General features: G+C 59.6%; 19 protein-coding genes. 15 read left to right on the top strand and 4 right to left on the bottom strand.

Going from position 1 to position 18,272, the window contains the following annotated elements; translation table 11 throughout:
• Positions 1-21: 21 nt before the first annotated feature.
• Positions 22-573, bottom strand: a complete 552-nt coding sequence (locus ACA067_RS04775) for an NUDIX hydrolase (protein ID WP_497460809.1) — start codon at positions 571-573, stop codon at positions 22-24.
• A 146-nt stretch (positions 574-719) separates the two neighbouring features.
• Here ACA067_RS04775 and ACA067_RS04780 point away from each other — a divergent pair, with 146 nt between their 5' ends.
• The 4 genes from ACA067_RS04780 to purT all read left to right on the top strand — a co-directional run bounded on the left by ACA067_RS04780 (position 720) and on the right by purT (position 3,500).
• On the top strand, positions 720-1,319 hold the full coding sequence (locus ACA067_RS04780; RefSeq protein WP_497460810.1) for a CoA pyrophosphatase: 600 nt from the start codon (positions 720-722) through the stop codon (positions 1,317-1,319).
• A gap of 66 nt (positions 1,320-1,385) precedes the next feature.
• The gene (locus ACA067_RS04785) at positions 1,386-1,910 is read left to right on the top strand and encodes a gamma carbonic anhydrase family protein (RefSeq protein ID WP_497460811.1); all 525 of its coding nucleotides are present in this window, start codon (positions 1,386-1,388) and stop codon (positions 1,908-1,910) included.
• Positions 1,907-2,122 carry a DUF1289 domain-containing protein gene (locus ACA067_RS04790; protein ID WP_497460812.1) on the top strand — a complete coding sequence of 72 codons (216 nt, stop codon included), beginning with the start codon at positions 1,907-1,909 and terminating at the stop codon, positions 2,120-2,122. Before ACA067_RS04785 ends, ACA067_RS04790 begins: the two co-directional genes overlap by 4 nt.
• A gap of 196 nt (positions 2,123-2,318) precedes the next feature.
• Positions 2,319-3,500, top strand: coding sequence for a formate-dependent phosphoribosylglycinamide formyltransferase (gene purT, locus ACA067_RS04795; RefSeq protein WP_497460813.1), 1,182 nt, complete (start codon positions 2,319-2,321; stop codon positions 3,498-3,500).
• Positions 3,501-3,629: 129 nt separating this feature from the next.
• Here purT and ACA067_RS04800 read toward each other — a convergent pair whose 3' ends face one another.
• From ACA067_RS04800 to ACA067_RS04810, 3 genes are all read right to left on the bottom strand, one after another.
• Positions 3,630-4,946 carry an MFS transporter gene (locus tag ACA067_RS04800; RefSeq protein WP_497460814.1) on the bottom strand — a complete coding sequence of 439 codons (1,317 nt, stop codon included), beginning with the start codon at positions 4,944-4,946 and terminating at the stop codon, positions 3,630-3,632.
• Between the two features lie 241 nt (positions 4,947-5,187).
• Positions 5,188-6,432 (bottom strand): HlyC/CorC family transporter, encoded by a 1,245-nt coding sequence (locus ACA067_RS04805; RefSeq protein WP_497460815.1) that lies wholly within the window; start codon positions 6,430-6,432, stop codon positions 5,188-5,190.
• Positions 6,433-6,444: 12 nt separating this feature from the next.
• Positions 6,445-7,257 (bottom strand): cytochrome C assembly family protein, encoded by an 813-nt coding sequence (locus ACA067_RS04810; RefSeq protein WP_497460816.1) that lies wholly within the window; start codon positions 7,255-7,257, stop codon positions 6,445-6,447.
• A gap of 195 nt (positions 7,258-7,452) precedes the next feature.
• Here ACA067_RS04810 and ffh point away from each other — a divergent pair, with 195 nt between their 5' ends.
• From ffh to ACA067_RS04865, 11 genes are all read left to right on the top strand, one after another.
• Positions 7,453-8,829, top strand: coding sequence for a signal recognition particle protein (gene ffh / locus ACA067_RS04815; protein ID WP_266010291.1), 1,377 nt, complete (start codon positions 7,453-7,455; stop codon positions 8,827-8,829).
• A gap of 409 nt (positions 8,830-9,238) precedes the next feature.
• The gene (rpsP, locus tag ACA067_RS04820) at positions 9,239-9,490 is read left to right on the top strand and encodes a 30S ribosomal protein S16 (protein ID WP_003198088.1); all 252 of its coding nucleotides are present in this window, start codon (positions 9,239-9,241) and stop codon (positions 9,488-9,490) included.
• Between the two features lie 5 nt (positions 9,491-9,495).
• Positions 9,496-10,032 (top strand): ribosome maturation factor RimM, encoded by a 537-nt coding sequence (rimM, locus tag ACA067_RS04825; protein ID WP_007944873.1) that lies wholly within the window; start codon positions 9,496-9,498, stop codon positions 10,030-10,032.
• 2 nt (positions 10,033-10,034) lie between these two features.
• On the top strand, positions 10,035-10,787 hold the full coding sequence (gene trmD, locus ACA067_RS04830) for a tRNA (guanosine(37)-N1)-methyltransferase TrmD (RefSeq protein ID WP_010463006.1): 753 nt from the start codon (positions 10,035-10,037) through the stop codon (positions 10,785-10,787).
• Positions 10,788-10,832: 45 nt separating this feature from the next.
• Positions 10,833-11,183: a 50S ribosomal protein L19 gene (gene rplS, locus ACA067_RS04835; protein ID WP_055103485.1), complete on the top strand. Its 351-nt coding sequence runs from the start codon at positions 10,833-10,835 to the stop codon at positions 11,181-11,183.
• Positions 11,184-11,375: 192 nt separating this feature from the next.
• Positions 11,376-12,272 (top strand): site-specific tyrosine recombinase XerD, encoded by an 897-nt coding sequence (xerD, locus tag ACA067_RS04840; protein WP_497460817.1) that lies wholly within the window; start codon positions 11,376-11,378, stop codon positions 12,270-12,272.
• 259 nt (positions 12,273-12,531) lie between these two features.
• Positions 12,532-13,263, top strand: a complete 732-nt coding sequence (locus tag ACA067_RS04845; protein WP_497460818.1) for a DsbC family protein — start codon at positions 12,532-12,534, stop codon at positions 13,261-13,263.
• 133 nt (positions 13,264-13,396) lie between these two features.
• Positions 13,397-14,701 carry a homoserine dehydrogenase gene (locus ACA067_RS04850; protein ID WP_497460819.1) on the top strand — a complete coding sequence of 435 codons (1,305 nt, stop codon included), beginning with the start codon at positions 13,397-13,399 and terminating at the stop codon, positions 14,699-14,701.
• Between the two features lie 104 nt (positions 14,702-14,805).
• On the top strand, positions 14,806-16,215 hold the full coding sequence (thrC, locus tag ACA067_RS04855) for a threonine synthase (protein ID WP_497460820.1): 1,410 nt from the start codon (positions 14,806-14,808) through the stop codon (positions 16,213-16,215).
• A 132-nt stretch (positions 16,216-16,347) separates the two neighbouring features.
• Positions 16,348-17,700 (top strand): transporter substrate-binding domain-containing protein, encoded by a 1,353-nt coding sequence (locus ACA067_RS04860; RefSeq protein ID WP_497460821.1) that lies wholly within the window; start codon positions 16,348-16,350, stop codon positions 17,698-17,700.
• 246 nt (positions 17,701-17,946) lie between these two features.
• Positions 17,947-18,234 carry a DUF3509 domain-containing protein gene (locus tag ACA067_RS04865; protein ID WP_497460822.1) on the top strand — a complete coding sequence of 96 codons (288 nt, stop codon included), beginning with the start codon at positions 17,947-17,949 and terminating at the stop codon, positions 18,232-18,234.
• The last annotated feature ends 38 nt before the right edge of the window (positions 18,235-18,272 follow it).

Genomic DNA, 18,272 nt, shown 5'->3' on the forward strand with positions numbered 1-18,272 from the left:
ATTTTATTTATAGAAGGTTTTTTAACGGATGGCAGGTTGAACCAGCGGCGGGATCGATTCGGACCGCACGGGGTAGATCTCGGTCTGCCGGTCTGCGAAGTAGCATTCTAGGGTACGGCCTACCGTACGGAAAGCCAGCTCGGACCAAGGGATGTCGGCCTCTTCGAACAGTGCCACTTCCAGGCTTTCGGGGCCGGCGGAAAAATCCAGGTCCACCAGCTCCGCACGAAAGAACACATGCACCTGACTGATGTGCGGCACGTCAATCAAGGTATAGATGCAGAGGTCTCGCACCCGGGCGCAGGCTTCCTCGGCGGTCTCGCGAATCGCCGCCTGCTCGATGGTTTCGCCGTTCTCCATGAAGCCTGCGGGCAGGGTCCAGTAACCGAGCCGAGGCTCGATGGCGCGTCGGCACAGCAACACCTTCGAGCCCCAGACCGGCACGCAACCGGCGACGATATTGGGGTTCTGGTAATGAATCGCGTGACAGCTATCGCAGACATAACGCAGGCGCGAATCGCCTTCTGGAATGCGCTGGGTCACCGGGTTGCCGCACTGACTGCAAAATTTCATGCTTGGGTTCCTGAATGCTGTGCCTATCTTGGCGTGCGGCGGTGTCAGTCGGCAAGTTGTCGTTTAGCGACATGCTGTGGTTATGGGGTTGGGCGGCCGGTTCGATTGGTGCATGATGCAAGGTAGAGAATAAGTCGAGAAGTCTCATGCTGGACGAGCTACTGCATCGAGTAAGCAACCACATCCCACGCACACTGGAAACCGATAAGCGTTTTCCCGAGGCCGCGGTCCTGGTGCCCATCACTCGCAATGATGAACCGGAACTGGTTCTGACCCTGCGCGCCAGCGGGCTCTCGACCCATGGCGGTGAAGTCGCTTTCCCCGGCGGTCGCCGCGACCCCGAAGATCCGGACCTTGTTTTCACCGCCCTGCGCGAAGCCGAAGAAGAAATCGGCCTGCCACCGGGGCTGGTCGAAGTGATCGGCCCGCTGAGTCCGCTGATCTCTCTGCATGGCATCAAGGTCACGCCCTATGTCGGCGTGATTCCGGACTTCGTCGACTATCAGGCCAACGATGCCGAGATTGCCGCGGTGTTCAGCGTACCCCTGGAGTTCTTCCGCAAGGATCCTCGGGAACATACCCATCGCATTGATTACCAGGGCCGCAGTTGGTACGTGCCGAGTTATCGTTATGGCGAATACAAGATCTGGGGCCTGACCGCGATCATGATCGTCGAGTTGATCAACCTGCTTTATGACGCCAAAATCAGTCTGCACCAACCGCCCAAGCGTTTTACCAACACCTGAAGCCATCGTTCGAAATGGCCGAACCTTTTTTGCAAGTGAGCCTGCCTGAGTCTCGAGGGAACAAAGATGAAATATCGCTTGGGCGACGCCCGCGTCGAAACCCATCCACAGAGCTGGGTCGCCCCTAACGCCGTGCTGGTCGGCAAGGTCAGGCTGGAAGAGGGCGCCAACGTCTGGTTCAACGCCGTGCTGCGTGGCGACAACGAATTGATCCTGATCGGCAAGAACAGCAACGTGCAGGACGGCACAGTGATGCACACCGACATGGGCTACCCGCTGACCCTTGGCACCGGTGTGACCATTGGCCACAACGCCATGCTCCACGGTTGCACAGTCGGTGACTACAGCCTGATCGGGATTAACGCAGTGATTCTCAACGGCGCGAAAATCGGCAAGCACTGCATCATCGGCGCCAACTCGCTGATCGGCGAAGGCAAGGAAATTCCGGACGGCTCGCTGGTCATGGGGTCGCCCGGCAAGGTGGTGCGCGAGTTGACCGAAGCGCAGAAGCAGATGCTGGAGGCCAGTGCCGCCCACTATGTGCATAACGCCCAGCGTTATGCCCGCGATCTGGCTGAGCAGGAACAATGAACACCCCTGAACGCCCGGTCCAATCGCCCTGTGTGAATATATGTGCGCTGGACGAGGACGATGTTTGCACCGGGTGCCAGCGCACGGTGGAAGAGATCACGCGCTGGAGCCGGATGGACAACGAGGAGCGGCGCAGGGTGCTGGGGTTGTGTCATGAGCGGGCTAAATCCAGCGGGTTGCTCTGGATGCTGGGTAAAACCCCCGGTCAGTAGCCGAAGGTGCTGATCAACTACGCGGGGCCATGTGGTTGATCACGGCCTGGCGCTTGCGCAAACAGGCCATCGCCAGCTGAAGCCAAACCCTCTGGTTCATGTAAAATGCCGCGCTTTCTCCCCATGGGAAGCGCGCAGGCTCTTATAGGTCAATCACGCCGCAACCCTCGATGATCCGCTCCATAGAGGACCTGAGATGACCCGTATCGGAACTCCATTGTCGCCAACCGCGACCCGCGTCTTGCTGTGTGGCTGTGGTGAGTTGGGCAAGGAAGTGGTGATCGAGCTGCAACGCCTGGGCGTTGAAGTGATTGCCGTGGATCGCTATGCCAACGCGCCGGCCATGCAGGTTGCGCATCGCAGCCACGTGATCAACATGCTCGACGGCGCCGCCCTGCGTGCCGTGATCGAGGCCGAGAAGCCGCACTTCATCGTGCCGGAAATCGAAGCCATCGCCACCGCGACCCTGGTCGAGCTTGAAGCGCAAGGTTTCACCGTGATCCCGACCGCGCGCGCCACGCAGTTGACCATGAACCGCGAAGGCATCCGTCGCCTGGCCGCCGAAGAGCTGGACCTGCCGACCTCGCCGTACCACTTCGCCGACACCTTCGAAGATTACAGCAAGGCCATCGAAGACTTGGGTTTCCCCTGTGTGGTCAAGCCGGTCATGAGTTCCTCGGGCAAGGGCCAGAGCCTGCTGCGCAGCACCGATGACGTGAAAACCGCGTGGGATTACGCTCAAGAAGGCGGCCGCGCCGGTAAAGGTCGGGTGATCATCGAAGGCTTCATCGACTTCGACTACGAAATCACCCTGTTGACCGTGCGTCACGTCGGCGGCACGACGTTCTGCGCGCCCGTCGGCCATCGCCAGGAGAAGGGCGACTATCAGGAATCCTGGCAACCACAGGCCATGAGCCCGGTTGCCCTGGCGGAATCCGAGCGCGTGGCCAAGGCGGTTACTGAAGCCTTGGGTGGCCGTGGTCTGTTTGGCGTCGAGCTGTTCATCAAGGGTGATCAGGTGTGGTTCAGCGAAGTGTCGCCGCGTCCGCATGACACCGGTCTGGTGACCCTGATTTCCCAGGACCTGTCGCAGTTCGCCCTGCATGCGCGGGCGATCCTGGGCCTGCCGATTCCGTTGATCCGTCAGTTCGGGCCTTCGGCTTCGGCGGTGATTCTGGTGGAAGGGCAATCGACCCAGACCGCTTTCGCCAACCTGGGTGCTGCGTTGAGCGAGCCGGATACGGCGTTGCGCCTGTTCGGCAAGCCTGAGGTTAATGGTCAGCGTCGGATGGGGGTGGCGTTGGCGCGGGATGAGTCGATTGAAGCGGCTCGTGCTAAAGCGACCCGCGCTTCTCAAGCTGTTGTAGTAGAGCTCTAAACCGAGGCGCGGCTATCGCGAGCAAGCTCGCTCCCACAGGGTTCTTGGTTGGCCACAGATTGTGTGTACACCCCAATTCCCCTGTGGGAGCGAGCTTGCTCCGGGCGGCGATCCGACGATGGCGGCCTATCAGGCCACCCGATTCAGATCGTTGTGACGCGTCTCCTTCAGGCACAGCACCGCAATCAAGCTCAACACCGCCGCCCCCGACACATACCCGCCGACATAACTCAACCCCCCCATCGCCACCAGTTTCTGCGCGAAGAACGGCGCCGCCGAGGCCCCGACGATCCCGCCGAGGTTGTAGGCTGCCGACGCCCCGGTATAACGCACGTGAGTCGGAAACAGCTCCGGCAGCATCGCCCCCATCGGCGCGAAGGTCACGCCCATCAGAAACAACTCGATGCACAGGAACAGCGCCACGCTCCAGGTTGATCCTTGGGTCAGCAACGGCTCCATCAGGAATCCGGACAGAATCGCCAGCACCCCACCGATGATCAGCACCGGTTTGCGCCCGTAACGGTCGCTGGCCCAGGCCGACAATGGCGTAGCTGCGGCCATGAACAGGACAGCGAAGCACAACAGCGCGAGGAAGGTTTCGCGGGTGTAGCCGAGTGTCGACACGCCATAGCTCAACGAAAACACCGTCGAGATGTAGAACAGCGCGTAGCACACCACCATCGACCCGGCACCCAACAGCATGGGCGCCCAGTATTGGCTGAACAGCTCCACCAGCGGAATCTTCACCCGTTCCTGGCGAGCCATGGCATTGGCAAACACCGGCGTTTCGTGGAGCTTGAGGCGTACATACAGGCCGACCATCACCAGCGCGGCACTGAGCAGGAACGGAATCCGCCAGCCCCACGAGCGAAACTGTTCGTCGTCCAGGGTCATGGCGAGGGTCAGGAACAGTCCGTTGGCCGCGAGAAAGCCGATCGAAGGGCCGAGCTGCGGGAACATGCCGAACCAGGCGCGCTTGCCTTTGGGCGCGTTCTCCGTCGCCAGCAGCGCTGCGCCGCCCCATTCACCGCCCAGCCCCAGGCCTTGGCCGAAGCGCAACACGCAAAGCAGGATCGGCGCCCAGGCCCCGATGCTGTCATAACCTGGCAGTACGCCGATCAGCGTGGTGCATACGCCCATCAGCAGCAGGGAGGCCACCAGGGTCGATTTGCGCCCGATGCGGTCACCGAAGTGGCCGAACAGCGCCGAACCCAGCGGTCGGGCAAGGAAGGCGATACCGAAGGTCAGGAACGCCGACAGCATCTGCGCGGTGCCGGAGGTCTGCGGAAAGAACACCGGGCCGATCACCAGCGCTGCCGCAGTGGCATAGACGTAGAAATCGTAGAATTCGATGGCGGTGCCGATGAAGCTCGCGGTGGCCACCCGGGTGGCGGAGTTCGTCGGTTGTGCGGGCGTGCTGTCGTTATAAGTCGTGCTGGTTGTCATGCGGTAATCCCTGACAGTCATGTGCTCCAGTGGAGCGAATTATTATGGTCGAACACCCAGGGATGTGGGTTTAACGCAGAGTGCGGGTAGCACAGGGGTAGGGCGGGGCTTGGGTAAGCGGCTCGATTATAGGAAGGCTGCTAATGGTTCAACAAGAGCAAAAAAATCGCAGCCTCGGCAGCTCCTACAGGGGAACTCATTCCAAATGTAGAAGCCGCCGAAGGCTGCGATCTTTTTGGATCTAGCGGATGGGCAAAACCGCCGGTGTCGAACTGGTATGCCAGATCAACACGCGAGTGACACGGTTGTCTTCGGTTTCCAGGATTTCCAGCCGATACCGTCCGATCTTCAGGCACACCGCGCTCTCGGGAATCGTCTCCAGCGCTTCGGTGACCAACCCGTTCAGGGTTTTCGGCCCGTCACTGGGCAGGTGCCATCCCAGGCTCTTGTTCAGGTCGCGAATCGATGCCGCGCCATCGATCACCAGTCGCCCGTCGGCCTGGGGATGGATATGCGGGTTATCCAGGCTGTGCTGGCTTTCGAACTCGCCGACGATTTCTTCGAGAATGTCTTCCAGGGTCACGATGCCGAGCACTTCGCCGTACTCGTCGACCACCATGCCCAGGCGCCGCTGCTGTTTGTGGAAATTGAGCAGTTGCAGTTGCAGCGGTGTGCTTTCAGGCACGAAGTACGGCTCGTGACTGGCCGCCAACAGCAATTCCAGGGTCAGGCTGCCGTCGGACAGCAAGTGGCGGATCTGCCGGGTATTGAGCACCGCTTCGACCTGGTTGATATCGCTGTGGAATACCGGCAGGCGCGTGCGTTTGTTGTGGCGCAGTTGTTCGATGATGTCCGAGAGGGGGTCGTCGAGGTTGATCCCGTCGACGTCACTGCGCGGAACCAGAATGTCGTTGACCGTGATGTTGTCCAGCGCGTGGATACCCGAGAGCGGATGTGGGCGGCAAACGGCGTGTTCGTGATCGTCGTGTCTATCGTTCGGCGCTTCATCTTCGCTCTGTTGCACCACTTTGGCTTTGCGGGCGAACGGCCGCATCAGCAACTGGCTGATGCCATTGAGCAGCCAGGCGGCCGGGTAGATGATTTTCAGCGGTGCGCGCAGCAAGGTGTTGCCCAAAGCCAGGACCACGTCCGGATAGCGGACGGCGAGGGTGCGCGGCAGGTAGTCGGCGAACACCAGCAGGAGGGCGCCGGCCCCGACGCAAGCGGCCCATGGACCATTTTCACCCCAGGTGAAAATCGCCAGCAACGTGCTAATGACCACCACCAGCGCGCGGCACAGGGTGTTGCAGAGGATCAGGCTGTTCAGCGGAAAACTCAGTTTCGCCACGGGTTTGTCACCGGAGCGGGAGGCGGTGCGCTGGGCCAGCAAGTGTTGTTGTGCCGCTTCGATGGCGGTAAACAGCCCCGACCATAAAATCAGCAGGGCCATTACGGCAAGCATCGGCCCTAGGGGCAATTCGTCCATTAATGCGGCCCGTCAGATGTGCAGGATGTATTCGCGGACCAGTTTGCTGCCGAAGTACGCCAGCATCAGCAGGCAGAAACCGGCGAGGGTCCAGCGAATGGCCTTGTGTCCGCGCCAGCCCAGGCGGTTGCGCCCCCAGAGCAGCACGCTGAAGACGATCCAGGCCAGGCACGCGAGCAAGGTCTTGTGCACCAGGTGCTGGGCGAACAGGTTGTCGACGAACAGCCAGCCGGAGATCAGCGACAACGACAACAGGGTCCAGCCAGCCCAGAGGAAGCCGAACAGCAGGCTTTCCATGGTTTGTAGCGGTGGGAAGTTCTTGATCAGCCCGGACGGGTGTTTGTGCTTGAGTTGATGGTCCTGAACCAACAACAGCAACGCCTGGAACACTGCAATGGTAAACATGCCGTAGGCGAGGATCGACAGCAGGATGTGGGCAAGGATGCCTGGCTCCTCGTCGATGATCTGCACCGTGCCGGCGGGGGCGAACTGCGCGAGCAACACGGTCGCCAGGCCCAACGGGAACAGCAATATCAACAGGTTCTCCACCGGAATCCGCGAGCAGGCCAGCAGGGTCAGGGCAATGACTGCCGCGGCGATCAGGCTGGCGGCGCTGAAAAAATCCAGGCCCAGGCCGATCGGCGTCAACAGATGGGTGAACAGGCTGGCGCCATGGGCCAGCACGGCCAGCACGCCGAGCGTGACCAGCAGGCGCTTGTTGGCCTTGGCGCCGGTGGCCAGACGAGTGCCCTGATAGAGGGTCGCAGCGGCATACAAGCAGGCGGCGGCGAGGGTGATAAGCAAGCTGGGTGACAAGGGGAGCATAAATCCTGTTAGGCAAGCCCGAAAGGCGCTGAGTTTGGCATAGAACCCACACGGCACGAAAGTGCGAGGTGTCCGCCAGACGCAGTCTTCGCTATAATCCGCGACCTGCCCACGCCGCAGGCTCGCCGAGCACATGTTTATTCCGGTCTGGGCCGCCATTATCCCGGTCTACACAGGGCCTGAAAGGATCGCGCAATGTTTGAAAACTTAACCGACCGTCTCTCGCAGACGCTGCGCCATGTCACCGGCAAGGCTAAGCTGACCGAGGACAACATCAAAGACACCCTGCGTGAAGTGCGCATGGCGTTGCTCGAAGCCGACGTCGCCTTGCCGGTGGTCAAAGACTTCGTCAACTCGGTCAAGGAACGCGCTGTCGGCACCGAGGTGTCGCGCAGCCTGACGCCGGGCCAGGCCTTCGTGAAGATTGTCCAGGCCGAACTCGAAAGCCTGATGGGCGCGGCCAACGAAGATTTGAACCTGAGCGCCGTGCCGCCTGCCGTCGTGCTGATGGCCGGTTTGCAGGGGGCGGGTAAAACCACTACCGCCGGCAAGCTCGCGCGCTTCCTTAAAGAGCGCAAGAAGAAGTCGGTCATGGTCGTGTCCGCGGACGTTTACCGTCCGGCGGCGATCAAGCAGCTGGAAATGCTCGCCGGTGAAGTCGGCGTGACCTTCTTCCCGTCCGACCTGAGCCAGAAGCCGGTCGAGATCGCGCAAGCGGCTATTAAAGAAGCCAAACTGAAGTTCATCGACGTGGTCATCGTCGATACCGCCGGTCGCCTGCACATCGACGAAGAGATGATGGGCGAGATCAAGGCACTGCACGCCGCGATCAACCCGGTCGAAACGCTGTTCGTGGTCGACGCCATGACCGGCCAGGATGCCGCCAACACGGCCAAGGCCTTTGGCGACGCGCTGCCGCTGACCGGTGTGATCCTTACCAAGGTCGACGGCGACGCCCGTGGCGGTGCCGCCCTGTCGGTGCGTGCCATCACCGGCAAGCCGATCAAGTTCATCGGTATGGGCGAGAAGAGCGAAGCGCTCGAACCGTTCCACCCTGAGCGTATCGCGTCGCGCATCCTCGGCATGGGCGACGTGCTCAGCCTGATCGAGCAGGCCGAACAGACCCTCGACAAGGACAAGGCCGACAAGCTGGCCAAGAAGCTGAAGAAGGGCAAGGGCTTCGACCTCGAAGACTTCCGCGATCAGCTGCAACAGATGAAAAACATGGGCGGCCTCGGCGGCCTCATGGACAAGCTGCCGAACATCGGCGGCGTGAACCTGGCGCAGATGGGCAACGCCCAGGGCGCGGCAGAGAAGCAGTTCAAGCAGATGGAAGCCATCATCAACTCCATGACCCCGGCCGAGCGCCGCGACCCTGAACTGATCAGCGGTTCGCGCAAACGCCGGATCGCCATGGGTTCCGGCACCCAGGTGCAGGACATCGGTCGCTTGATCAAGCAGCACAAGCAGATGCAGAAGATGATGAAGAAGTTCTCCGCGAAAGGCGGAATGGCCAAAATGATGCGCGGCATGGGCGGTATGTTGCCCGGCGGCGGCATGCCCAAAATATAGTGTCCAGTCACGCCAATACTGCTCAATTTTGGCGGCGCCTGTTGACCTCATGCTACGTTGCCGCTCCTCGCCATAGCCAGCTATGACTCGTCGCGGCGCCTTGCCTGAGATCAACAGTCACTCGCCAAAATATGAGCATTATTGGCGAGACTGGACACAAAGAATCCGCGCAAGGGCTTGCTCTTGCGCAGCCCACACGGAAGTGGGATCTCCAGCAAACCCGCACTTGGCGGGAGCTGACTGGCCGTTTTCAACGACGGCTCTATAGCAAATCTGGATGGCGACCGGAAGGCCGCCGGAAAAAGACATTTGCAAAAGTCCGGATATTCCTTAGAATATGCGGCCTTTCGGGCACCTATGCCCGCTGTGCCTTTAGATTTGCAGCACCGACTACAGGAACGATGTTCACATGCTAACAATCCGTCTTGCCCTTGGCGGCTCCAAAAAGCGCCCGTTTTACCACTTGACCGTAACCGACAGCCGCAACCCGCGCGACGGTTCGCACAAGGAACAGGTTGGTTTCTTCAACCCTGTTGCCCGTGGTCAGGAAGTTCGTCTGTCTGTGAACCAAGAGCGCGTAGCCTACTGGCTGAGCGTTGGTGCACAACCTTCTGAGCGCGTTGCTCAGTTGTTGAAGGAATCTGCTAAGGCTGCGGCCTGAGCAATATGAACGCGACGCCAGCTGTTGCCGATGATTTGATCGTTATTGGCAAAATTTATTCGGTTCATGGCGTTCGCGGCGAAGTGAAGGTGTATTCCTTTACTGATCCGACTGAAAACCTGTTGCAGTACAAAACCTGGACGCTCAAGCGCGAAGGCAATGTGAAACAGGTCGAGCTGGTCAGCGGACGTGGGAACGACAAGTTCCTGGTCGCGAAGCTCAAGGGTCTCGATGATCGTGAAGAAGCACGTCTTCTGGCCGGTTATGAGATCTGTGTGCCGCGCAACCTGTTCCCTGAATTGACCGACGGCGAGTACTACTGGTACCAGCTGGAAGGTCTGAAGGTTATTGATCAACTCGGGCAATTGCTCGGGAAAATCGATCATCTTCTGGAAACCGGCGCCAATGATGTAATGGTGGTCAAGCCTTGCGCTGGCAGCCTGGATGATCGCGAACGCCTGTTGCCCTATACGGAGCAATGCGTGTTGGCTGTCGACCTGGCCGCGGGCGAGATGAAGGTGGATTGGGACGCGGATTTCTAAGCGTGGCTAACTTGCGCGTAGAAGTGATCAGTTTGTTTCCCGAAATGTTCTCCGCCATCAGCGAGTACGGCATCACCAGTCGTGCGGTGAAACAGGGGCTGTTGCAGCTCACCTGTTGGAATCCGCGAGACTACACGACGGATCGACATCACACTGTGGACGATCGCCCATTTGGCGGTGGCCCGGGCATGGTGATGAAGATCAAGCCCCTGGAAGATGCTCTGGTTCAGGCCAAGGCAGCAGCCGGGGAGGCGGCGAAGGTGATTTACCTGTCCCCCCAAGGCCGTCAGCTGACTCAGTCGGCGGTACGCGAGTTGGCGAATCTGGATGCATTGATCCTGATTGCCGGCCGCTATGAAGGCATTGACGAGCGTTTTATTGAAGCTCATGTCGATGAAGAGTGGTCGATTGGCGACTATGTACTGTCTGGCGGCGAGCTGCCGGCGATGGTCCTGATCGATGCGGTTACACGACTGCTGCCTGGAGCTTTAGGGCATGCGGACTCCGCCGAGGAAGATTCCTTTACGGATGGTTTGCTGGATTGCCCGCACTACACCCGACCGGAGGTGTATGCGGATCAGCGTGTTCCCGACGTATTGCTAAGTGGCAATCACGCGCACATCCGGCGTTGGCGTTTACAGCAGTCCCTTGGTCGGACCTTTGAACGACGCGCCGATCTTCTGGAAAGCCGCTCGCTTTCTGGAGAAGAGAAGAAGCTGCTCGAGGAATACATCCGCGAGCGGGACGATAGTTAACAACGTATCGATGGTAGATCCGACGATTTACCTTAGGAGCACAGCATGACTAACAAAATCATCCTTGCACTCGAAGCAGAGCAGATGACCAAAGAGATCCCTACCTTTGCCCCGGGCGACACCATTGTCGTTCAGGTGAAAGTGAAGGAAGGCGACCGTTCGCGTCTGCAAGCGTTCGAAGGTGTTGTTATCGCCAAGCGTAACCGCGGCGTAAACAGTGCTTTCACCGTGCGTAAAATCTCCAACGGTGTTGGCGTAGAGCGTACTTTCCAGACCTACAGCCCGCAAATCGACAGCATGGCCGTCAAGCGTCGCGGTGACGTACGTAAAGCCAAGCTGTACTACCTGCGTGACCTGTCCGGTAAAGCAGCTCGCATCAAGGAAAAACTGTCTTAAGTACAGCTTCCGATGCAGAAAAAAGCAGCCTACGGGCTGCTTTTTTGTTGCCCGCGATTTATCCCGCATAAACCTGTGGGAGCGAGCCTGCTCGCGAATCGATCTATCAGGCACCACAATGACAACGGGTCCTATAAAGCCACAGCAGGCTATGAAAGACTTGCCGTCAGTTTTCCTGTTATCTGAGCCTTTATGCCCGCCATCGATCACCCACTGATAGACCAGTTCCTCGACGCCCTGTGGCTGGAGAAGGGTCTTTCCGATAACACCCGCGACGCCTATCGCAGTGACTTGGCCTTATTCAATGGCTGGCTGCAGGAGAGAGGTCTGGAGCTGATCAACGCCGGACGCGAGCTGATCCTCGATCACCTTGCCTGGCGCCTGGAGCACAACTATAAACCCCGTTCCACCGCACGATTTCTCTCCGGTGTGCGTGGTTTCTATCGTTATCTGCTGCGAGAAAAGCTGATCGCCGTCGATCCGACCCTGCGCATCGATATGCCTCAGCTCGGCAGGCCGTTGCCCAAATCCTTGTCGGAAGCGGACGTGGAAGCCTTGTTAAAGGCACCGGACCTGAGCGAAGCCATCGGCCAGCGCGACCGCGCCATGCTCGAAGTGCTTTACGCCTGCGGCTTGCGGGTGACGGAGCTGATCAGCCTGACCCTGGAGCAGGTCAACCTGCGCCAGGGCGTGCTGCGGGTGATGGGCAAGGGCAGCAAGGAGCGACTGGTGCCGATGGGCGAGGAGGCGATCGTCTGGGTCGAGCGCTATATGCGCGATGCCCGCCATGAACTGCTGGGGGGGCGCCCCAGTGATGTGCTGTTCCCGAGTCAGCGCGGCGAGCAGATGACCCGCCAAACCTTCTGGCACCGCATCAAGCACCAGGCCAAGGTCGCCGGGATCGGCAAGTCGCTGTCGCCACATACGCTGCGTCACGCCTTCGCCACGCACCTGCTCAACCACGGCGCTGACCTGCGAGTGGTGCAAATGCTGCTCGGCCACAGCGATCTGTCGACCACGCAGATTTACACCCACGTCGCCCGGGCGCGCCTGCAGGACCTGCACGCCAAACACCACCCGCGCGGCTGAGCTGCCTGCGATCTGCTTTTTGTGGGAGCGAGCTTGCTCGCGATTGCGATCTGACCTTCACCTTGTATTGGCAGGACCGCTGCCATCGCGAGCAAGCTCGCTCCCACAGGAAAGCGGTCTTCGGTGCCTTGCATCACCGGGAGTCGGCCACAGGGGCCTTATGTGGTAGGCTTTGCCGGTTTGCACGATGGGCGATTATGACCCGGTGTTTCGGCACGGGCGTTCTGATCGTCCCATTTGTCCGCCTTCAGGAGTTCTCATGCGTCTGACCCAGATTTTCGCTGCCGCAGCCATTGCGTTGGTCAGCACCTTTGCCGTCGCCGATGACGCGGCCGACAAAGCCATTCGTAAAAGCCTGGAAAACCTCCAGCTCGAAGTTCCAGTTGAAACCATCACCGCCAGTCCTTTGCCCGGCCTCTACGAAGTCAGGCTCAAAGGCAGCCGCGTACTCTACGCCAGTGCCGACGGCCAATACGTGGTTCAGGGCTACATGTTCCAGCTCAAGGACGGCAAGCCGGTCAACCTGACCGAGAAGACCGAACGCCTGGGCGTTTCCAAGCTGGTCAACGCGATTCCGGTAGCGGAAACCGTGGTTTACCCGGCGATCGGCGAAACCAAATCGCACATCACCGTGTTCACCGACACCACTTGCCCGTACTGCCACAAGCTGCACGCCGAAGTGCCTGAGCTGAACAAACGCGGCATCGAAGTGCGCTACGTGGCGTTCCCGCGCCAGGGCCTGGGCTCGCCGGGTGACGAACAGCTGCAAGCGGTCTGGTGCTCGAAAGACAAGAAGGCCGCCATGGACAAAATGGTCGATGGCTCGGAAATCAAGGCCGCCAAGTGCGATAACCCGGTTTCCAGACAGTTCGCCCTCGGTCAGTCGATCGGCGTGAACGGCACACCGGCCATCGTTTTGGCTGATGGTCAGGTCATTCCGGGCTACCAGCCAGCGCCACAAGTCGCCAAACTGGCGCTGGGTGCGAAATAAAGTTCGTATCGTCACGGTCAGCCTTTGACGATCATGGTCGGGCGGTTACCCGCCTGACCATTAATAGAGAACCGCCAGTATGCGGTTGTTTTCACGGCCGGCCTCGAGTCGGCCGTTTTATGGGGAGTTCACAGTGAAACCGGTCAAAGTAGGCATCTGTGGGTTAGGGACCGTCGGTGGCGGTACCTTCAACGTACTTCAGCGCAACGCCGAGGAAATTGCTCGTCGTGCCGGGCGTGGAATCGAAGTGGCACAAATTGCCATGCGCACGCCAAAGCCTCAGTTCCAGACGACCGGTATTGCGATTACCAACGATGTCTTCGAAGTGGCCACGAACCCTGAGATCGACATCGTCATAGAGCTGATGGGCGGCTATACCGTTGCCCGCGAGCTGGTACTCAAAGCGATCGAGAACGGAAAACACGTGGTGACCGCGAACAAGGCGCTGATTGCCGTTCACGGTAATGAAATTTTCGCCAAGGCCCGCGAGAAGGGCGTGATCGTGGCGTTCGAAGCGGCGGTGGCCGGTGGCATTCCGGTGATCAAGGCGATCCGCGAAGGCCTGTCCGCCAACCGCATCAACTGGGTTGCCGGGATCATCAACGGCACCGGTAACTTCATCCTCACTGAAATGCGCGAAAAGGGCCGCAACTTCGAAGACGTTCTTGCCGAGGCGCAAGCCCTGGGTTATGCCGAAGCCGATCCGACCTTCGACGTTGAAGGCATCGATGCCGCCCACAAGCTGACGATCCTGGCCTCCATCGCATTCGGCATTCCGCTGCAATTCGACAAGGCCTACACCGAAGGCATTACCAAGCTGACCACCGCCGACGTGAACTACGCCGAAGCGCTGGGCTATCGCATCAAGCACCTGGGCGTGGCGCGCAGCACGGCCGCCGGTATCGAATTGCGTGTACACCCGACACTGATCCCTGCCGATCGCCTGATCGCCAACGTCAATGGCGTGATGAATGCGGTAATGGTCAACGGCGACGCCGCCGGTTCGACCCTGTTCTACGGCGCGGGCGCCGGTATGGAGCCGACCGCTTCGTCGGTGATCGCCGACCTGGTGGACGTGGTTCGCGCCATGACCTCCGACCCGGAAAACCGCGTGCCGCACCTGGCCTTCCAGCCGGATTCGCTGTCGGCCCACCCGATCCTGCCGATCGAATCCTGCGAAAGTGCCTACTACCTGCGCATCCAGGCCAAGGATCATCCGGGTGTGTTGGCCCAGGTGGCGAGTATCCTGTCGGAGCGCGGCATCAACATCGAATCGATCATGCAGAAGGAAGTCGAAGAACACGACGGCCTGGTGCCGATGATCCTGCTGACGCACCGTGTGCTGGAGCGGAACATGAACGACGCGATTGCCGCCCTGGAAGCCCTGGCGGGCGTGGTGGGTCCGGTCGTACGGATCCGCGTCGAACACCTGAATTAACACAGCGGCAAGCGGCAAGTTCCAAGCGGCAAGTCAAAAGCAGTCCGGCTTTTACTTGCAGCTTGCAGCTTGAAGCTTGCAGCCCAAACCAAAGGTTTGCCCTTATGCGTTATATCAGTACCCGCGGCCAGGCACCGGCCCTGAATTTCGAAGACGTCCTGCTGGCCGGCCTTGCCACCGACGGCGGCCTGTACGTGCCGGAAAACCTGCCACGTTTCACCCAGGAAGAAATCGCTTCCTGGGCCGGCCTGCCGTATCACGAGCTGGCTTTCCGGGTGATGCGCCCGTTTGTGACCGGCAGCATCCCCGATGCCGATTTCAAAAAGATTCTTGAAGAGACTTACGGCGTGTTCTCGCACAACGCCGTCGCGCCGCTGCGTCAGTTGAACGGCAACGAATGGGTGCTGGAGCTGTTCCACGGCCCGACCCTGGCGTTCAAGGACTTCGCCCTGCAACTGCTCGGTCGTCTGCTCGACTACGTGCTGGAAAAGCGCGGCGAGCGTGTGGTGATCGTCGGCGCCACCTCCGGTGATACCGGTTCGGCTGCCATCGAAGGCTGCAAGCACTGCGAAAACGTCGACATCTTCATCCTGCACCCGCACAACCGCGTGTCCGAAGTGCAGCGTCGGCAGATGACCACCATTTTTGGCGAGAACATCCACAACATCGCCATCGAAGGCAACTTCGATGACTGCCAGGAAATGGTCAAGGCCAGCTTCGCCGACCAGAGTTTCCTCAAGGGCACGCGCCTGGTAGCGGTGAACTCGATCAACTGGGCGCGGATCATGGCCCAGATCGTTTACTACTTCCACGCGGCCCTGCAGTTGGGCGGCCCGGCGCGCTCGGTATCGTTCTCGGTGCCGACCGGCAACTTCGGCGACATCTTCGCCGGTTACCTGGCACGCAACATGGGCCTGCCAATCAACCAGTTGATCGTCGCCACCAACCGCAACGACATCCTGCACCGCTTCATGAGTGGTAACCAGTACGTCAAGGACACCCTGCACGCCACGCTATCGCCGTCCATGGACATCATGGTGTCGTCGAACTTCGAGCGTCTGTTGTTCGACCTGCACGGTCGCAACGGCGAGGCGATTGCCGGCCTGATGGACACCTTCAAGCAAGGGGGCGGTTTCAGCGTCGAGCAGGAACGCTGGACCGAGGCCCGCAAGCTGTTCGACTCCCTGGCCGTGGATGACGCGCAAACCTGCGAAACCATCGCCGAAGTCTACGAGCAGACCGGTGAGCTGCTGGATCCGCACACGGCCATTGGCGTCAAGGCCGCGCGCGAATGCCGTCGCAGCCTGGATATTCCGATGGTGATCCTGGGCACGGCCCACCCGGTCAAATTCCCGGACGCCGTGGAAAAAGCCGGTGTAGGAAAAGCGCTTGAACTGCCTGTACATCTTTCTGATTTGTTTGAGCGAGATGAGCGCTGCACCGTTTTGCCGAATGACCTGAAAGCCGTGCAAGCCTTTGTCAGTCAGCATGGCAACCGCGGCAAGCCCCTGTAACCGGCATAAGCTGTCACATATTGAAGCCCGTCTCCTGACGGGCTTTCTCGTTTTCGGGTGTCACACTTGTCGTGTTTCTACATGAAGAATCGCCCATCAAGGACAGGCGATTCGACGACCAAGGAAGGGGCAATGCTATTTTTCAGAGGATTGAAACCAGTCGTGTGCTGGATGTTTTTGCTCAGCGCCATCGGCGTTGCTCATTGGGTGATGGCGATGCATCTGGCGACACCTGATCCCAAGGGCGCAGTCGCAGGCGCGACGATCGGACTGAATGCTCAGGAGCGGCAATGGGTCGCCGAGCACCCGCGAATCATTGTCGCGTCGAAGCACTTCCCGCTGTATCTGTTCAAGGACGAGTACGGTCAGTGGAGCGGGTTGTACAACGATGTGCTCAATCGCATCAGCGCCATGACCGGGCTGCAATTTGTGTATGAAGAGACGTTTTCCACCGAGCAGATGCTGGAGCAACTGGAAAGCGGCGCGGCGAATATGAGTGCGACGCTGTCGATGAATGACGAGCGCAAGGCGTTTCTGGATTTCAGCCACGCGTTCGGTGGCGCAGGTTGGGTATTGGTCGGGCGGGCAGGGGGTGCACCAGTAGAGTCTCTGCAGCAACTGTCAAAGCAAGTGTTGGTGCTGCCGGCCAGGCATGCGCTCGAATCCATGATTCGCCGTGACTATCCGGCCATCGAATTGCGTTCGGTCAAGACCTACGCCGAGGCTCGGGCGTTGGTCGTAAGTGGTGAGGCTTATGCCACCATTGAAAATGAAATCGCGGCGCAGTTTTACCCGTCGGGACAGCTCGAGGTCGGGCAAGCGGTGGAGGGACTCTGGACCGGCGATTATCTGTCGGTAGGCAAAGGCCAGCCGCAGTTGTTGAGTATCCTCAACAAGGCGCTTGCAGCGTTTCCGCCTGCGGAGTTACGTGCCATTCGCCTGAAATGGTCCAGTGGAAGTGCTCCGGTACAAGCGCCCACTACCTGGCAGCGGCTCACGAAGTGGGGCTGGTGGGGCGTGTTGGCGGTCGGCGTATTCGCACTGTCGATACTTTGGAGTCGTCGGCGCAGGACCTTGATCCAGCAGCGTCTGGGGGCCGAGACAGACCTTCGTGATCAGTTGGCTTTTCAGCGTGCGTTGATGGACGCCATGCCCGATCCGATGTTCGTTCGTGATCTGGAAGGACGGTTGATCATGTGCAACAAAAGTTATGAAGAAAGCTTGTCGACTCGTTTCGACCAGGTCAAGGGACGGCAATTGATCGAACTCGATACCTTGCCCAGGGAGACTGCCGAACGGCTGCATGCCGAGTTGATGGCGCAACTGGTGACTCGCAAGACGAGCTTCAGTCTGTGTCAGTTGTTGTTCAAGAGTGGGCCGAGGGATATTTACCAGTGGACGGTGCCGTTTTACGGTGCAGACGGAAAGTTGCGCGGTCTGTTGGGTGGATGGAGCGATATCGGCAAATGCAAGAAGCAGGCGTGAGGCGGCTCCCTGTAGGAGCTGTCGAGCGAAGCGAGGCTGCGATCTTTTGATCTTGCCGTTGTTTTGCTTTGGTTATGGATCTGCCACCTCTGTTTTGTCTTTGTCATCTTCGCCGTGCATGCTCCATCAACCAGAGACGCCGATGCATCTGCAATCGGCATCCAGAACTTTCCTCCAGGGCCAGCGGTCATTTACAGTGGACACGCCCCAGGCACTTTGTTTTCGGACTATTGAGTGGTGATCGAGATGGAAAGTATCAGTCTATTGCTCAGTGAGGCTCTGAGCCCGTATCAGGTGACGTTGACCCCATCGGGACCCCAGGGCAAATGCCTGGTGACCCTGAAAAATTCGACTGGCGCCATTGTGGTCGAACGGGAATTCAACCAGGCACAGTTGACCGATAAGCGTCTGCTGACGGATGTGGTCGACGGATTGCATCGCGATGTGCTGATTGCCGAAGGGCGTCTGGAACCCTGCGTTATCGCAGCGTTACGCAACGCTGCCCAGGGCAAGCCCCTGGCCAGCCGAAAATGAATTGTCTTTGTGTGGGAACCTTCCTGCTCCAAGGTCGG

Source organism: Pseudomonas sp. LBUM1674 (assembly GCF_059695635.1).

What these genes read in the sequence shown, in the direction of transcription:
- ACA067_RS04775 (WP_497460809.1), bottom strand. Translation starts at nt 573, where the DNA reads ATGAAATTTTGCAGTCAGTGCGGCAACCCGGTGACCCAGCGCATTCCA.
- ACA067_RS04780 (WP_497460810.1), top strand. Translation starts at nt 720, where the DNA reads ATGCTGGACGAGCTACTGCATCGAGTAAGCAACCACATCCCACGCACA.
- ACA067_RS04785 (WP_497460811.1), top strand. Translation starts at nt 1,386, where the DNA reads ATGAAATATCGCTTGGGCGACGCCCGCGTCGAAACCCATCCACAGAGC.
- ACA067_RS04790 (WP_497460812.1), top strand. Translation starts at nt 1,907, where the DNA reads ATGAACACCCCTGAACGCCCGGTCCAATCGCCCTGTGTGAATATATGT.
- purT (WP_497460813.1), top strand. Translation starts at nt 2,319, where the DNA reads ATGACCCGTATCGGAACTCCATTGTCGCCAACCGCGACCCGCGTCTTG.
- ACA067_RS04800 (WP_497460814.1), bottom strand. Translation starts at nt 4,946, where the DNA reads ATGACAACCAGCACGACTTATAACGACAGCACGCCCGCACAACCGACG.
- ACA067_RS04805 (WP_497460815.1), bottom strand. Translation starts at nt 6,432, where the DNA reads ATGGACGAATTGCCCCTAGGGCCGATGCTTGCCGTAATGGCCCTGCTG.
- ACA067_RS04810 (WP_497460816.1), bottom strand. Translation starts at nt 7,257, where the DNA reads ATGCTCCCCTTGTCACCCAGCTTGCTTATCACCCTCGCCGCCGCCTGC.
- ffh (WP_266010291.1), top strand. Translation starts at nt 7,453, where the DNA reads ATGTTTGAAAACTTAACCGACCGTCTCTCGCAGACGCTGCGCCATGTC.
- rpsP (WP_003198088.1), top strand. Translation starts at nt 9,239, where the DNA reads ATGCTAACAATCCGTCTTGCCCTTGGCGGCTCCAAAAAGCGCCCGTTT.
- rimM (WP_007944873.1), top strand. Translation starts at nt 9,496, where the DNA reads ATGAACGCGACGCCAGCTGTTGCCGATGATTTGATCGTTATTGGCAAA.
- rplS (WP_055103485.1), top strand. Translation starts at nt 10,833, where the DNA reads ATGACTAACAAAATCATCCTTGCACTCGAAGCAGAGCAGATGACCAAA.
- xerD (WP_497460817.1), top strand. Translation starts at nt 11,376, where the DNA reads ATGCCCGCCATCGATCACCCACTGATAGACCAGTTCCTCGACGCCCTG.
- ACA067_RS04845 (WP_497460818.1), top strand. Translation starts at nt 12,532, where the DNA reads ATGCGTCTGACCCAGATTTTCGCTGCCGCAGCCATTGCGTTGGTCAGC.
- thrC (WP_497460820.1), top strand. Translation starts at nt 14,806, where the DNA reads ATGCGTTATATCAGTACCCGCGGCCAGGCACCGGCCCTGAATTTCGAA.
- ACA067_RS04860 (WP_497460821.1), top strand. Translation starts at nt 16,348, where the DNA reads ATGCTATTTTTCAGAGGATTGAAACCAGTCGTGTGCTGGATGTTTTTG.
- ACA067_RS04865 (WP_497460822.1), top strand. Translation starts at nt 17,947, where the DNA reads ATGGAAAGTATCAGTCTATTGCTCAGTGAGGCTCTGAGCCCGTATCAG.